The following is a 13,523-nucleotide window of genomic DNA, read 5'->3' as shown; positions in this document are numbered from 1 at the left end:
GCAAAGGCGCGGGTGGGGAGGCTGTGGAGCGCCAATAGGGACGGGGCGCCGGAGCTGGCTGGTTTCTTGGCCCCGCGCGAAGCGCGTTCGTGAACTGACTGTCGCCGACTGTTTGACCACAACGAACGAAGTGAGTGGCGGGAGTTTCGGCGACGGGCCATGAAACCAGCCAGCGGAGGGAAGTCTTCGCCCCGACAGGGGCGAAGACCGCACCGGCCGGCGAGCCACAGCCTCCCCACCCGCGCCTTTGCAAGCGCAGACGCGCGAACAACAAGGAACCTATCGCTTCACGGGAGGCAAGTCGGTACAGGCGCCTTCAAAGGCCTCGGCCGCCAACCCGATCGTCTCGCCGAGCGTCGGGTGCGGGTGGATCGTGCGGCCGATGTCCACCGCATCCGCCCCCATCTCGATCGCCAGCGCAATCTCGCCGACCATGTCGCCCGCATGCGTGCCGACGATGCCGCCACCGACGATCGCGTGCGTCGTCTCGTCGAACAGCAGCTTCGTGAAGCCCTCGTCGCGGGTGTTCGCGATCGCGCGGCCCGACGCGTTCCACGGGAACAGGCCCTTCTTGACCTTCAGCCCCTGGGCCTTCGCTTCGTCTTCGGTCACGCCGACCCACGCCACTTCCGGATCGGTGTAGGCCACGCTCGGGATCACGCGTGCGATGAACGTGGTCTTCGCGAGGTGATCGTCGCCGAGCTGCTCACCGGCCGCAACCTCGGCTGCCACATGGCCTTCATGCGTCGCCTTGTGCGCCAGCATCGGCTGGCCGACGATGTCGCCGATCGCGAAGATGTGCGGCACGTTGGTGCGCATCTGCACGTCGACCGGAATGAAGCCGCGCTCACCGACCACCACGCCCGCCTTGTCGGCACCGATGCGCTTGCCGTTGGGCACGCGGCCCACCGCCTGCAGCACCAGGTCGTACAGCTGCGGCTCCTTCGGCGCGCCCTCGCCCTCGAAGCGCACCAGGATGCCGTCCTTCGTCGCCTCGGCGCCGACGGTCTTCGTCTTCAGCATGATGTTGTCGAAGCGCGGCGCGTTCATCTTCTGCCACACCTTCACCAGGTCGCGGTCGGCGCCCTGCATCAGGCCATCGAGCATCTCGACCACGTCGAGCCGCGCACCCAGCGACGAGTACACCGTGCCCATCTCCAGCCCGATGATGCCGCCGCCGATGATCAGCATGCGCTTCGGGTTCTGGCGCAGCTCCAGCGCGCCGGTGGACGTGACGATGCGCGGATCGTCCTTCGGCAGGAACGGCAGCTTCACCGCCTCGGAGCCGGCCGCGATGATCGCGCGCTTGAAGCGGATGGTCTGCGTGCCGCCCTTGGCGAGTGCGACAGTGACGTGGTGCGGGTCGGCGAACTCGGCCGTGCCCTGCACCACCGTCACCTTGCGCATCTTGGCCATCGCGGTCAGGCCGTTGGTCAGCTTGCCGACGACCTTTTCCTTGTGCTTGAGCAGCTTGCCGAGGTCGACGCTCGGGGCCGCGAAGCCGATGCCGAGTGAGTCGAAGTGCTTGACCTCGTCCATCACCGACGCGACATGCAACAGCGCCTTCGACGGGATGCAGCCGACGTTCAGGCACACGCCGCCCAGGGTCGCGAAGCGCTCGATCATCACCGTCTTCAGGCCGAGGTCGGCGGCGCGGAACGCGGCCGAGTAGCCGCCCGGGCCGGCGCCGAGCACGAGCATGTCGCATTCGAGGTCGGCGGTGCCGGAGAAGCTCGCGGCTTGCGGTGTCGCCTCCGTTCGCACTGAGCCTGTCGAAGTGCTTGCCGGGGTGGCAGCGGCCGCCTTCGTGGCAGGGGCTTCGACAGGCTCAGCCCGAACGGATTCACTGGCCTCCAGCGACAGCATCACCGTCCCCTGGTTCACCACGTCGCCCACCTTCACCTTGACGTCCTTCACGACGCCGGCATGCGACGACGGAATCTCCATCGAGGCCTTGTCGCTCTCCACCGTGATCAGCGACTGCTCCGCCTTCACCGTGTCGCCGGGCTTGACCAGCAGCTCGATGATGGCCACGTCCTTGAAGTCGCCGATGTCCGGGACCTTGATGTCGATCAGTGCCATGCTCAGTCTTTCGCCTTCAGTTTGATCGTGTGGGCCTTGATCGGCCCGGCCGAGTTCTTGTCGAATTCGCAGCCGGCGCGCACGCCCAGCTCGGCGATCTCGCGCGCCGTCAGCTTGCTGCCGTAAGCCCCGTACATCGCGCCGAGCGCGAACGCACGGCCCGAGCCGATCGCCCAGAAGCGGTCGAACTCGAACACCTCGCGGTACGAGTACACGCCGTAGATGCCGGTCGCGTTGACGATCAGCGCGGTGAACTGCGAGCTCTCGTACGGGTCGGCGTCTTCTTCCTTCGGGTTCAGGAAGAAGGTCTCCTTCAGCTTCGGGTGCACCTTCAGGAAGGTGTCGAACACCTCGTCGCGCGAATGCAGCTTCAGGTCGTCGGGCGGCAGGCTGTTCAGCACCCGCCGCAGCACCGGGAAGTGCGCGGTGGTGCCGGCCATGCCGACCCACGAATCGCCGACGCGGAACAGCTTCTCGTTCTCTTCGTAGCCGTGCGCCAGCCGCGTGTCCCCGAAGGTCACGAGGCTGTCGGACGCCAGCGCCACCTGGGTTCCCTTGCGAACCACCACCACGGTCGTCATGGTGCAGATCCGCTCAGAGCAGCACGCGGCGGAAGTCGGCCAGGATCTGCGCGAGGTAGGTGTTGAAGCGCGCGGCCGAAGCGCCGTCGATCACCCGGTGGTCCCAGCTCAGGCTCAGCGGCAGGATCAGCCGCGGCTGGAAGGCCTTGCCGTCCCACACCGGGCGCGTCGCCGACTTGCACACGCCGAGGATCGCCACCTCGGGCGCGTTGATGATCGGCGTGAAGTAGGTGCCGCCGATGCCGCCCAGCGAGCTGATCGAGAAGCAGCCGCCGGTCATCTCGGCCGGTGCCAGCTTGCCTTCGCGCGCCTTGCCGGCGAGCTCGCTCATCTCCTTGCTGATCTGCAGGATGCCCTTCTTGTCGGCATCCCGGATCACCGGAACCATCAGCCCGTTCGGCGTGTCGGCCGCGAAGCCGACGTGCACGTACTGCTTCAGCACCAGCTGGTCGCCGTCGAGCGAGGCGTTGAACTCGGGGAACTTCTTCAGCGCGGCGACGCAGGCCTTGATCAGGAAGGCGAGCATCGTGACCTTGACGCCCGACTTCTCGTTCTCCTTGTTCAGCTGCACGCGGAACGCTTCGAGTTCGGTGATGTCGGCATCGTCATGGTTGGTGACGTGCGGGATCATCACCCAGTTGCGGTGCAGGTTGGCACCGCTGATCTTCTTGATGCGCGACAGGTCCTTGCGCTCGACCGGGCCGAACTTGGTGAAGTCGACCTGCGGCCACGGCAGCAGGCCGGGGAAGCCGGCACCGCCCGAAGTCGCACCACCGGCCGGGGCCTTGGCGGCCTGCGCCTTGGTCTGCTGGCCGCCGGCCATCACGGTCTTCACGAAGGCCTGCACGTCGTCCTGCGTGATGCGGCCCTTGGGCCCGCTGCCCTTCACTTCTTCCAGCGGCACGCCGAGTTCGCGGGCGAACTTGCGGATGCTGGGGGAGGCGTGCGGGAGGTCGGTCTTCAGGACCGAGGGCTCGTGGGCGGGCACTGCGGCGCTCTCCGTTCGCACTGCACCGCCATCCGTTCGCCCTGAGCTTGTCGAAGGGTTGCTCGCAGCTTGCGCAGGGGCTTCGACAGGCTCAGCCCGAACGGGGGCGGGAGCGGCAGCCGCGGGCGCACTGCCGGCAGCGGCCTGCACCGTCGCGATCAGCGAGCCCTTCTTGACCTTGTCGCCGACCTTCACTTTCAGGTCCTTCACGACGCCGGCGTGCGACGACGGGATCTCCATCGATGCCTTGTCGCTCTCGACCGTGATCAGCGATTGCTCGGCCTTGATCGTGTCGCCCGGCTTGATGAAGACCTCGATCACCGCGACCTCGTCGAAATCGCCGATGTCGGGGATCACCACGTCGACCACTTCCGTTCGCGCTGAGCTTGTCGAAGTGCCCGCTTGTCCTGAGCCCGTCGAAGGGCCTGCTGCGATGGGAGTCGGTGCCGCGGCACGAGGGGCTTCGACAGGCTCAGCCCGAACGGAATCCTTGCTCGCCCCACCCGCCGCCTCGATCAGCAGCAGCAGCGTGCCCTCGTTGATCTTGTCGCCGAGCTTGACCTTCAGCTCCTTCACGACGCCCGCATGCGACGACGGGATCTCCATCGACGCCTTGTCGCTTTCCACCGTGACGAGCGACTGCTCGGCCTTCACGGTGTCGCCCGGCTTCACGAGCAGTTCGATGATCTCGACGTCCTTGAAGTCGCCGATGTCGGGGACTTTCACTTCCACCAATGCCATGCTGGGTCTCCGGCGTGTTCTTGTGGCGTAGCCGTTCAGGCGTACAGCGGGTTGATCTTGTCAGCGTTGATGCCGTACTTCTTGATGGCCTCGGCCACCTTGGCCACCGGCACCGTGCCCTCGTCGGCCAGCGCCTTCAGCGCGGCGACGACGATGTAATGGCGGTTCACCTCGAAGTGCTCGCGCAGCTTGCTGCGGAAATCGCTGCGGCCGAACCCGTCGGTGCCCAGCACCTTGTAGCTGCGGCCCTTCGGTATGAAGGCGCGGATCTGGTCGGCGTAGTTCTTCATGTAGTCGGTCGACGCGATCACCGGCCCGGCGTACTTGTCAAGCTGCTGCGCGACGAAGGGCACGCGCGGTGTCTCGGTCGGGTGCAGCAGGTTCCAGCGGTCGCAGTCCTGGCCGTCGCGCGCCAGCTCGTTGAAGCTCGGGCAGCTCCAGATGTTGGCCGACACGCCCCAGTCCTTGGACAGCAGCTCCTTCGCGGCGATCGACTCGCGCAGGATCGTGCCCGAGCCGAGCAGGTTCACGCGCGGCGTCTTCTTCGCGCCTTCCTCGAGCAGGTACATGCCCTTGATGATCTGCTCCTCGGTGCCGGCCTTCAGGCCCGGCATCGGGTAGTTCTCGTTCAGCAGCGTCAGGTAGTAGTAGACGTTCTCCTGCTTCTCGACCATGCGCTTCAGGCCGTGGTGCAGGATCACGCCCACCTCATGCGCGAAGGTCGGGTCGTAGCTGATGCAGTTCGGGATCGTGCCGGCCAGGATGTGGCTGTGGCCGTCTTCGTGCTGCAGGCCTTCGCCGTTCAGCGTCGTGCGGCCCGAGGTGCCGCCCAGCAGGAAGCCGCGCGCCTGCATGTCGCCGGCCGCCCAGGCCAGGTCGCCGATGCGCTGGAAGCCGAACATCGAGTAGTACACGTAGAACGGCACCATGATGCGGTTGTTCGTCGAGTACGACGTGGCCGCGGCGATCCAGCTGCTCATGCCGCCGGCCTCGTTGATGCCTTCCTGCAGGATCTGGCCAGCCTTGTCCTCGCGGTAGTACATCACCTGGTCCTTGTCGACCGGCGTGTACTGCTGCCCCGCGGGGTTGTAGATGCCGATCTGGCGGAACAGGCCTTCCATGCCGAAGGTGCGCGCCTCGTCGACGAGGATGGGCACCGCGCGCGGGCCGAGCTCCTTGTCGCGCAGCAACTGCGTCAGGAAGCGCACGTAGGCCTGCGTGGTCGAGATCTCGCGGCCTTCGGCGGTCGGCTCGAGCACGGCCTTGAAGGTCTCGAGATCGGGCACCTTCAGTTGCTCGTCGGCCTTGGTGCGGCGGTGCGGCAGGTAGCCGCCCAGCGCCTTGCGGCGGGCGTGCAGGTACTGCATCTCCGGCGTGTCGTCGGCCGGCTTGTAGAACGGGATCTCGGCGAGCTTGTCGTCCGGGATCGGGATGTTGAAGCGGTCGCGGAAGGCGCGCACGTCGTCGTCGACCAGCTTCTTGGTCTGGTGGGCGGTGTTCTTGCCTTCGCCGATCTTGCCCATGCCGAAGCCCTTGACGGTCTTGATCAGCATCACCGTCGGCTGGCCCTTGTGCTTGGTCGCGCGGTCGTACGCGGCATACACCTTGTGCGGGTCGTGGCCGCCGCGCTGCAGGCGCCAGACCTCGTCGTCGCTCATCTTCGCGACCATCTCCAGCATCTTCGGGTGGCGGCCGAAGAAGTTCTTGCGCACGAACGCGCCGTCGTTCGCCTTGAAGGCCTGGTAGTCGCCGTCGACGGTGTCCATCATCACCTTGCGCAGGATGCCGTCCTTGTCCTTCGCGAGCAGCGGATCCCAGTAGCTGCCCCACAGCAGCTTGATGACGTTCCAGCCGGCGCCGCGGAACTCGCCTTCGAGTTCCTGGATGATCTTGCCGTTGCCTCGCACCGGGCCATCGAGGCGCTGCAGGTTGCAGTTGACGACGAAGATCAGGTTGTCGAGCTTCTCGCGCGCGGCCAGGCCGATCGCGCCGAGCGATTCGGGTTCGTCCATCTCGCCGTCGCCGCAGAACACCCACACCTTGCGGTTCTCGGTGTTCGCGATGCCGCGGGCATGCAGGTACTTCAGGAAGCGCGCCTGGTAGATCGCCATCAGCGGGCCCAGGCCCATCGAGACGGTCGGGAACTGCCAGAACTCGGGCATCAGCTTCGGGTGCGGGTAGCTCGAGATGCCCTTGCCGTCGACCTCCTGGCGGAAGTTCAGCAACTGCTCTTCGGTCAGCCGGCCTTCCATGTACGCGCGGGCATAGACGCCGGGCGACGAGTGGCCCTGGATGTACAGCAGGTCGCCGCCATGGCCTTCGCTCTCGGCGTGCCAGAAGTGGTTGAAGCCGGTGCCGAACATCGTCGCGAGCGACGCGAACGACGAGATGTGGCCGCCCAGGTCGCCGCCGTCGGCGGGGTGCAGGCGGTTCGCCTTGACCACCATCGCCATCGCGTTCCAGCGCATGTAGGCGCGCAGGCGCTCCTCGATGTCGACGTTGCCGGGGGAATGCTCCTCCTGGTCGACCGGGATGGTGTTGACGTAGGCGGTGTTCGCGGAGAACGGCACGTCGATGCCGGCCTGCCGGGCGTGGTCGATCAGCTGCTCGAGCAGGAAATGCGCGCGCTCACCACCTTCGGCACCGATCACCGCCGACAGGGCGTCCAGCCATTCGCGGGTTTCCTGCGAGTCGGCATCGTTCGCCGATGCGCCGAGGAAAGACTCCGGGTTTGCAGCCATGCTTGTCTCCGTAAGGTTCAACTTTTTTGGGGCGGCGGCAGTGTCGCACAACTCAAAAAGCTTTCCAAATTGCGCGAGATCGTTTCGTAATACGGAATTTCCTGATGCCCGGGTCCCTCCGGACGGGCACATCCGGGCCTGCCCTCGATAATCGCTCCATGCATCCGTTGAACAACCCTCCTCCGCGCAGTGCCCCTCTCCCTGGTGCGGCGCAGAGAATGTTCGGCCTCTGGTGGCGGCGCCAGTCGCTCGCCCGCCAGGACCGCTTCGCGACGCTGGGTCCGCTGGTGTCGGTGCTGCTGTTCCTGGCGGCGATCATCCTGGCCTTCTGGTACCTGCGCAACGAGGAATTCGAGCGCGAGCAGGAATCGGTCAAGCGCGACACCGAGATCGCGCAGCAGCAGATCCGGCTGCGGCTGATCGAGAACCAGGAGCAACTGGTGCGCATCGCGCGCGAGATCGCGACCCGCACCATCGACCAGGACGAGTTCCTCGGCCAGGCCGCCAGCTTCACGCGCGAGCGCCCCGAGATCACGAACCTGATCTGGGTCGGTGCCAACCGCGCCCGCCGCGCCGGCTACGCCGCCACCGGCTTCCACCCCGAAAGCGGCTTCGGCGGCGAGGAGAGCAGCACCTCGGTGCCCAAGGAAGGCGCGAAGACCGGCCCAGAAGCCGCCTTCACCGCGGCGCGCGACCTGCGCCAGCCCGTGTACTCGCGCCCGTTCACCGACCTGTACGGCGCCGCGGTGTTCCAGGTGCAGGTGCCGCTGCTCGACCGCAGCGCGTTCTCGGGCACGCTGATCGCCGAGTACTCGATCGAGTCGCTGATGCGCTACTTCATCCCGGCCGAGGTCTCGACGCGGCATTCGGTGACGCTGGTCGACAGCCAGGACCGCGTGCTCGCGAGCACCGTGACGCCGATGCCCGGCCAGCAGAACCGCCGCTCGGCCACCACCATCGTGCACGACGTGCCGCTCGCGCCGGCCGGCAACGGCCTGGTGCTGCGCGGCCAGGGCTACCGCACCTCGATCGGGCTGATCAGCAACACGCTGTTCTGGATGGTCGCCGCGCTGTCGGTGCTGACGGTGTGGATGCTGCTCGGCACCTGGCGCCACATGCGCCGGCGGCTGCAGATCCAGAGCACGCTGGTGTCGGAGACGAACTTCCGGCGCGCGATGGAAAACTCGATGCTGACCGGCATGCGCGCGATGGACATGGAAGGCCGCATCACCTACGTGAACCCGGCCTTCTGCGCGATGACCGGCTTCAGCGAGGCCGAGCTGATCGGCCGCGTGCCGCCCTTCCCGCACTGGCCGCCGGAGCGCATCGACGAGAACACCCGCCTGTTGCAGCAGGAGTTGCAGGGCCGCAGCCCCGCCGGCGGCATCGAGGTGAAGGTGATGCGCAAGGACGAATCGCAGTTCGACGCGCGCATGTACGTCTCGCCGCTGATCGACCCGAAAGGGCTGCAGACCGGCTGGATGACCTCGATGACCAACATCACCGAGGCCAAGCGGGTGCGCGACCAGCTGTCGGCCTCGCACGAGCGCTTCACCACCGTGCTCGAGGGGCTGGATGCCGCGGTGTCGGTGCTGTCGGTGCAGCAGGGCGAGCTGCTGTTCGCGAACCGCTCGTACCGGCTGTGGTTCGGCGCCGATGCGCGCGGCCATGCGCTGCTGGCCGGCGGCGACCCGGGGCTGCCGGTGATCGGCGGGCTCTCGGCCTTCGGCGACGACGGCGACTCGGTCGACAGCTTCGGCGGCCTGCCGACGCAGGAGCTGACCGAGGTCGGCTCCGACGCGCGCGAGGTCTTCATCGAGCCGCTGCAGAAGTGGTTCGACGTGCGCGCGCGCTACCTGCAGTGGACCGACGGGCGGCTCGCGCAGATGCTGATCGCGACCGACATCACCGGCCGCCGCAACGCCGAGACGCAGGCCGCGCAGCAGGCCGAGAAGGCGCAGGTGACGAGCCGGCTGGTGACGATGGGCGAGATGGCCTCGTCGGTCGCGCACGAGCTGAACCAGCCGCTGACCGCGATCACGAACTACTGCAACGGCATGGTCTCGCGCGTGAAGGGCGACGCGATCCAGAAGGACGACCTGATCGCCGCGCTCGAGAAGACCGCCCGCCAGGCCGAGCGCGCCGGGCAGATCATCCGGCGCATCCGCGCCTTCGTGAAGCGCAGCGAGCCGCAGCGCCAACCGGCGCAGGCGCAGAGCATCATCGAAGACGCGGTGGAGCTGGCCAACATCGAGCTGCGCCGGCGCAACGTGGCGGTGCACGTCTACGTCGCGCAGCGCCTGCCGACGCTGATGGTCGACCCGATCCTGATCGAGCAGGTGGTGCTGAACCTGCTGAAGAACGCAGCCGAGGCGATCGACATGGCGCAGCTGCCGCAGTCGCGCCGCAACATCGAGATGCGAGTGGTGCCCAAGCACACGCCCGAAGAAGGCGGCGTGATCGAGTTCAGCGTGACCGACAACGGCCCCGGCTTGAAAGAAGAAGTGATCGCGCGGTTGTACGAGGCCTTCTTCTCGACCAAGGCCGAAGGCCTGGGCATCGGGTTGTCCCTGTGCCGCTCGATCATCGAGAGCCACCGCGGCCGTATCCGTGCACAGAACCTCTACAATGGCGACCTCGCCGTCGGGTGCCGCTTCAGCTTCACGCTGCCTGTGGAAACCGCCAAATCTGCCGGCCTGGAGCCGGCGCTGCCATGAGACTGCTTCGATGAGCTTGATCCCGAAAAAAGGCACGGTCTATGTGGTCGACGACGACGAAGCCGTGCGCGACTCGTTGCAATGGCTGCTCGAGGGCAAGGACTACCGCGTCAAGTGCTTCGATTCCTCCGAATCGTTCCTGTCCCGCTTCGACCCGCGCGAGGTCGCCTGCCTGATCGCCGACATCCGCATGGACGGCATGAGCGGGCTCGAATTGCAAGACCGCCTGCTCGAGCGCAAGTCGCCGCTGCCGGTCGTCTTCATCACCGGCCATGGCGACGTGCCGATGGCGGTCACGACGATGAAGAAGGGCGCGATGGACTTCATCGAGAAACCCTTCAAGGAAGAAGAACTGCTCGGCCTCGTCGAGCGCATGCTCGACCAGGCCCGCAGCGCGTTCTCGCACCACCAGGAAGCCGCCAGCCGCGACGCGCTGCTGTCGCGCCTGACCACCCGCGAGGCGCAGGTGCTCGAGCGCATCGTCGCCGGCCGGCTCAACAAGCAGATCGCCGACGACCTGGGCATCAGCATCAAGACGGTCGAGGCGCACCGCGCCAACATCATGGAGAAGCTGAATGCCAACACGGTGGCCGACCTGCTGAAGATCGCCCTGGGCGCGCAAGCCAAGGCCTGACACCCGCCCCATCCCGAAGGCCGCTACCGAAGCGGCCTTTTTCGTTTCTGGAGCCCACCCCATGACCGCACAACTGATCGACGGCAACGCCCTCGCCAAGCAGGTTCGCGCCGAGGTCGCACAGCGCGCCGCCGCCCTCACCGCCCGCGGCCACCGGCCCGGCCTGGCGGTGATCCTGGTCGGCGACGACCCGGCTTCGCAGGTCTACGTGAAGCACAAGGTCAACGACTGCGAGACCAGTGGCGTGCGCTCGGTGCTCGAGACATACGACGCCTCGCTGCCCGAGGCCGAGCTGCTGGCGCGCATCGCGGCGCTGAACGCCGATCCGGCGATCCACGGCATCCTGGTGCAGATGCCGCTGCCCAGGCACATCGATCCGCAGAAGGTCATCGAGGCGATCTCGCCGCTGAAGGACGTCGACGGCTTCCACGTGCAGAGCGCCGGCGCGCTGATGGTCGGCCGCCCGGGCTTCCTGCCGTGCACGCCGTACGGCTGCATGAAGCTGATCGCCACCACCAGCCTCGGCACCGACCTGCGCGGCAAGACCGCGGTGGTGATCGGCCGCAGCAACACCGTCGGCAAGCCGATGGCCCTGCTGCTCTTGCAGGCCAACGCCACCGTCACCATCTGCCACAGCGGGACGCCCGACATCGGCCTTCACACGCGCCAGGCCGATGTGGTCGTCGCGGCGGTCGGCAAGCGCAATGTGCTCACCGCCGGCATGGTCAAGCCGGGCGCGGTGGTGATCGACGTGGGCATGAACCGCAAGGACGACGGCAAGCTCGCCGGCGACGTGGATTTCGACGGCGTCTCGCAGGTCGCCGGCTGGATCACGCCGGTACCGGGTGGCGTCGGACCCATGACCCGTGCGATGCTCCTGGTCAACACCCTGGAGGCCGCGGAGCGATTCGCGCAGGGTTGAAACCTTGAAAGGGAGAAAACAATGAACGAGATCAATCCACTGCTGGTTCCCGATGCGCTGCTCGACTTCTCGGCGATCCGCGCCGGGCACGTCGCGCCGGCGATGGCGCAGCTGCTGACCGAGGCCGAGGAAGCCCTCGACAAGGTCACGAGCGATGCGGTGCCGGCCGACTACGACGCGATGTCGGCGGTGCTCGACGTCGCGACCGAACGCCTGGGCCGCGCCTGGGGTGCGGTGCACCACCTGACCGCGGTGGCCGACACGCCGGAGCTGCGCGCCGCCTACAACGAGCAGCTGCCGGCCGTCACCGAATTCCACACCCGGCTCGGTGCCGACGAGCGCCTCTACGCGAAGTACAAGCAGATCGCGCACTCCCCGGCCGCCGCCGCGCTCAGCGCGCCGCGTCGCCAGGCGCTGTCGAACGCGATGCGCGACTTCGTGCTGTCGGGCGCCGAGCTGCAGGGCGCCGACCGCGACCGCTACGCGCAGATCCAGGACCGCCTGGCCGCGCTGTCGCAAAGCTACTCCGAGCACGTGCTCGACGCGACCGACGGCTTCGCGCTGTACGTCGACGAGGCCGAACTGGCCGGCGTGCCCGCCGACGTGATCGCCGCGGCGCGCGCTGCCGCCGAGGCCGAGGGCAAGCCGGGCCACAAGATCACGCTGCATTTCCCGAGCTACTTCCCGGTGATGCAGTACGGCAGCAACCGCGCGCTGCGCGAGAAGCTGTACGTGGCCTACGTGACCCGCGCGAGCGAGGCCGGTCCCGCCGCGCTCGACAACAGCGCGGTGATGCGCGAGCTGCTCGACCTGCGCCAGGAAGAAGCGCGCCTGCTCGGCTACGCGAGCTTCGCCGAGGTGTCGCTGGTGCCGAAGATGGCCGATTCGCCGCTGCAGGTCACCACCTTCCTGCGCGACCTGGCGCAACGCGCCCGACCGTACGCCGAGCGCGACCTGGCCGAGCTGCGCAGCTTCGCCCGCACCGAGCTCGGGCTCGACGAGCTGCAGGCCTGGGACTTCCCGTACGCGAGCGAGAAGCTGAAGGAAAGCCGCTACGCGTTCAGCGACCAGGAGGTCAAGCCGTACTTCACCGAGACCAAGGTGCTGGACGGGCTGTTCCGCATCATCGAGACGCTGTTCGAAGTGAGCATCCGCGCCGACAGCGCGCCGGTCTGGCACGCGGGCGTGCGCTTCTTCCGCATCGAGCGCCAGGGCGAGCTGGTCGGCCAGTTCTACCTCGACCCGTATGCCCGCCCCGGCAAGCGCCCGGGCGCGTGGATGGACGACGTCTGCGGCCGCTGGGCGCGCCCCGACGGCCGCACGCAGACGCCGGTGGCGCACCTGGTGTGCAACTTCGCGTCGCCGGTCGAGGTCGACGGCAAGCGCCGCCCGGCGCTGCTGACGCACGACGACGTGACGACGCTGTTCCACGAGTTCGGCCACGGCCTGCACCACATGCTGACGCAGGTGAACGATGTCGGCGTGGCTGGCATCTCGGGCGTCGAGTGGGATGCGGTCGAGCTGCCCAGCCAGTTCATGGAGAACTTCTGCTGGGAGTGGGACGTGCTGAAGCGGCTGACCGCCCACGTCGACACCGGCGAGCCGCTGCCGCGCGCGCTGTTCGACAAGATGCTGGCCGCGAAGAACTTCCAGAGCGGGCTGCAGACGCTGCGCCAGATCGAGCTCTCGCTGTTCGACATGCGCCTGCATGCCGAGCCGGGCTCGCAGGCCGACATCCAGAAGCTGCTCGACGAGGTACGCGCCGAGGTCGCGGTGCTGGTGCCGCCGCGCTTCAACCGCTTCCAGCACGGCTTCTCACATATTTTTTCCGGCGGTTACGCGGCCGGCTACTACAGCTACAAGTGGGCCGAAGTGCTGAGCGCCGACGCCTGGAGCGCCTTCGAAGAGGCCGGTGCGTTCGACATCGCCACCGGGCGGCGCTACCGCCAGGCCATCCTCGAGGCGGGCGGCAGCCGCCCGGCGATGGAGAGCTTCAAGGCCTTCCGCGGCCGCGAGCCGAAGATCGATGCGTTGTTGCGACACCAAGGCATGGCTTAGGCGAGCAGGCCTTGATGAAGTAAATTCGGACGCAAACACATTCAGCGTTGTTGGAGCCT

General features: G+C 67.3%; 8 protein-coding genes. 4 read left to right on the top strand and 4 right to left on the bottom strand.

The genetic code is table 11. From position 1 onward, the window contains the following. Positions 1 to 279: 279 nt before the first annotated feature. From lpdA to aceE, 4 genes are read right to left on the bottom strand one after another with little or no spacing between them, the layout of a single operon-like run. A complete protein-coding gene (gene lpdA / locus BUE42_RS22180) occupies positions 280 to 2,082 on the bottom strand; it encodes a dihydrolipoyl dehydrogenase (protein WP_073467467.1) in 1,803 nt (600 codons plus the stop codon). A 2-nt stretch (positions 2,083 to 2,084) separates the two neighbouring features. Continuing rightward, positions 2,085 to 2,663, bottom strand: coding sequence for an Ntn hydrolase family protein (locus BUE42_RS22175; RefSeq protein ID WP_073467466.1), 579 nt, complete (start codon positions 2,661 to 2,663; stop codon positions 2,085 to 2,087). A 13-nt stretch (positions 2,664 to 2,676) separates the two neighbouring features. After that, a complete protein-coding gene (gene aceF / locus BUE42_RS22170) occupies positions 2,677 to 4,392 on the bottom strand; it encodes a dihydrolipoyllysine-residue acetyltransferase (protein WP_073467465.1) in 1,716 nt (571 codons plus the stop codon). A 35-nt stretch (positions 4,393 to 4,427) separates the two neighbouring features. After that, a complete protein-coding gene (gene aceE, locus BUE42_RS22165; protein WP_073467464.1) occupies positions 4,428 to 7,133 on the bottom strand; it encodes a pyruvate dehydrogenase (acetyl-transferring), homodimeric type in 2,706 nt (901 codons plus the stop codon). Between the two features lie 218 nt (positions 7,134 to 7,351). Here aceE and BUE42_RS22160 point away from each other — a divergent pair, with 218 nt between their 5' ends. The 4 genes from BUE42_RS22160 (at position 7,352) to BUE42_RS22145 (ending at position 13,464) form a co-directional block, all read left to right on the top strand. Continuing rightward, positions 7,352 to 9,850, top strand: a complete 2,499-nt coding sequence (locus BUE42_RS22160) for a PAS domain S-box protein (protein ID WP_235002530.1) — start codon at positions 7,352 to 7,354, stop codon at positions 9,848 to 9,850. Positions 9,851 to 9,860: 10 nt separating this feature from the next. Next, entirely contained in the window at positions 9,861 to 10,484 is a 624-nt protein-coding gene (locus tag BUE42_RS22155) for a response regulator transcription factor (protein ID WP_047510729.1), read from the top strand. Between the two features lie 61 nt (positions 10,485 to 10,545). Beyond that, positions 10,546 to 11,406, top strand: a complete 861-nt coding sequence (gene folD, locus BUE42_RS22150; protein ID WP_073467462.1) for a bifunctional methylenetetrahydrofolate dehydrogenase/methenyltetrahydrofolate cyclohydrolase FolD — start codon at positions 10,546 to 10,548, stop codon at positions 11,404 to 11,406. Positions 11,407 to 11,427: 21 nt separating this feature from the next. Further along, the gene (locus BUE42_RS22145; protein ID WP_073467461.1) at positions 11,428 to 13,464 is read left to right on the top strand and encodes a M3 family metallopeptidase; all 2,037 of its coding nucleotides are present in this window, start codon (positions 11,428 to 11,430) and stop codon (positions 13,462 to 13,464) included. Positions 13,465 to 13,523: the final 59 nt, after the last annotated feature.

This window comes from Rhizobacter sp. OV335, from assembly GCF_900142965.1.
GTDB lineage: Bacteria > Pseudomonadota > Gammaproteobacteria > Burkholderiales > Burkholderiaceae_C > Rhizobacter.
This window is presented reverse-complemented; position numbering and strand designations above follow the sequence as displayed.

Coding starts and splice junctions, on each gene's coding strand:
- lpdA (WP_073467467.1), bottom strand. CDS start 2,082: ATGGCACTGATCGACATCAAGGTCCCGGACATCGGCGACTTCAAGGAC.
- BUE42_RS22175 (WP_073467466.1), bottom strand. CDS start 2,663: ATGACGACCGTGGTGGTGGTTCGCAAGGGAACCCAGGTGGCGCTGGCG.
- aceF (WP_073467465.1), bottom strand. CDS start 4,392: ATGGCATTGGTGGAAGTGAAAGTCCCCGACATCGGCGACTTCAAGGAC.
- aceE (WP_073467464.1), bottom strand. CDS start 7,133: ATGGCTGCAAACCCGGAGTCTTTCCTCGGCGCATCGGCGAACGATGCC.
- BUE42_RS22160 (WP_235002530.1), top strand. CDS start 7,352: ATGTTCGGCCTCTGGTGGCGGCGCCAGTCGCTCGCCCGCCAGGACCGC.
- BUE42_RS22155 (WP_047510729.1), top strand. CDS start 9,861: ATGAGCTTGATCCCGAAAAAAGGCACGGTCTATGTGGTCGACGACGAC.
- folD (WP_073467462.1), top strand. CDS start 10,546: ATGACCGCACAACTGATCGACGGCAACGCCCTCGCCAAGCAGGTTCGC.
- BUE42_RS22145 (WP_073467461.1), top strand. CDS start 11,428: ATGAACGAGATCAATCCACTGCTGGTTCCCGATGCGCTGCTCGACTTC.